We start from the raw sequence: 1,638 nt of genomic DNA, 5'->3' as shown, positions 1-1,638 counted from the left end.
AGGCGCAGTCCCTTGCCTGCACTTGTTAGAAGCGCGGGATTACTTTGTAAGTCAGATGAATAAGAGCGAAAGGACTCCAAAACAGGATGACGTCGTAATTATTCTTTTTGTGGTGAGCAATGATGCATCAGTTATGTTGTATAGATAATTTTTAAAAATCAGACTCAAAAAAATACATATCGTGGCCAGTGAAAAAGAATATGCGATGTACTCAGCAACATATGTAAGAAAATAGACTTCTGAATGCCGCATCATTGCAAGAAAACTCATGAATGCATAAAAATTAGGCCCAGCTTCACTAAATAATGGAATTATTGCCCGTAGTGGAACAACAATAAATGGTGTGCTGCATAAAAAAAGTGACGGAGCGATTGAGCTTGTGTAAATTTTCCAAACAGAGCGTTGCTCATCCGAGCTTAATATAAATCCACAAATTATCGCCCATGAAATCAAAACTAATTTTACATATTCTTTTGGAATAGCACTAAAACCAAAAATAAGACCAAGTAAAACTGAAACTATACATGCCTGAATTTTTAGTTCTTTACTGCTCATTAATCCTCTCCGGATAGGGAAATGTATAAAACAATTATTGTTTGGCACATTTACTGTGATTTGAACTTATACACAGCTGTATTATTTTTCAAAATTAAATATAAATTGACGGCCGTGATATTAGAATTGATATAAACGTATAAAATATCAGATCTACATAGAATTGCTTCTAACGCTTGCTTGGCCGGGCGCCGCAACGCGGCGTCCGAGCCCAAGCTCTTGTTAGCACTAGGTTTTTGCTAATCTACGCAATGTGTTTCTGTATTTGACTATGAAATCATCAGGAGTGACTTCTGTGCCATAGAATAAGGCTGAATCAACCCCATCTTTATGAGTCAAGCCTGCCTGGTTTCTTATAGATTTGATTAAATTTTTACTAACAGTTCTACCTGGCCAAAAAGGAATGTTTGCAACTTTTTCACGAGTACGGACTGTTCTTTTTTGGAACCAACGAGTTGTTTCATATGAAGTTGAGTATTTTATTACATCAACATAATTACCCTTGTGGTTTTCTAAATGGACATCATGCTGTCTGAGAACTCTTTCCAATTCGGGATAAGACAAGGTTCTATCTGCTTTCTGCATTTTTCTCGTCTTCTTTCTAATCCATTCCGCCATGGCTTTAACTTCCTGGTCAGAATTATCTAGCGAGTTTTTCAATTTCTTTTTTGGAACTAAAGAATGGTTGGCAACGTTTAGCATGAAGGAATATAGATTTCCTTGTGTAGCTCTACCGTTGAAAGCATAACCATTTTTATCAAGGTGACATAGTAGTGAAACCAGAGCTGTTCTCTTATTTCCGTTATGAAGCGAATGATTGCAGCAAATTCCATAACATAGCGATGCAGCATTGAGGATAGGAGAATCGTATTTCAATTTTCCATCATAACCAGCGTTTTGACGCCCTATAGCTGATTCTAATAGACCTTCATCTTTAATGCCTGGAGGAGAGATTGGATCATCTGATTCAATTGCATCTAATACAAGTCTGTTGTGAATCTCTACAACATCTTCCTTTGTAAGCATCTCAATATTTGACAACTAGAAACTTCCTTATTTGAACTGAAGTTGAAGGGTTGTGGT

Annotated in this window: 2 protein-coding genes; both read right to left on the bottom strand. The window is 36.8% G+C overall.

What is annotated here, in order from left to right:
• Window positions 1-51 precede the first annotated feature (51 nt).
• Entirely contained in the window at window positions 52-555 is a 504-nt protein-coding gene (locus M3P05_RS20285) for a hypothetical protein (RefSeq protein WP_249701952.1), read from the bottom strand.
• A gap of 228 nt (window positions 556-783) precedes the next feature.
• The gene (locus M3P05_RS20280; RefSeq protein ID WP_249701951.1) at window positions 784-1,596 is read right to left on the bottom strand and encodes a Fic family protein; all 813 of its coding nucleotides are present in this window, start codon (window positions 1,594-1,596) and stop codon (window positions 784-786) included.
• Between the last annotated feature and the right edge of the window lie 42 nt (window positions 1,597-1,638).

Origin of the sequence: Parendozoicomonas callyspongiae (assembly GCF_023502345.1) — a bacterium.
Lineage (GTDB): Bacteria > Pseudomonadota > Gammaproteobacteria > Pseudomonadales > Endozoicomonadaceae > Sansalvadorimonas > Sansalvadorimonas callyspongiae.
Note: the sequence above shows the minus strand (reverse complement) of the source record. Positions and strands in the feature narration are given on the sequence as shown.

Coding starts and splice junctions, on each gene's coding strand:
- M3P05_RS20285 (WP_249701952.1), bottom strand. CDS start 555: ATGAGCAGTAAAGAACTAAAAATTCAGGCATGTATAGTTTCAGTTTTA.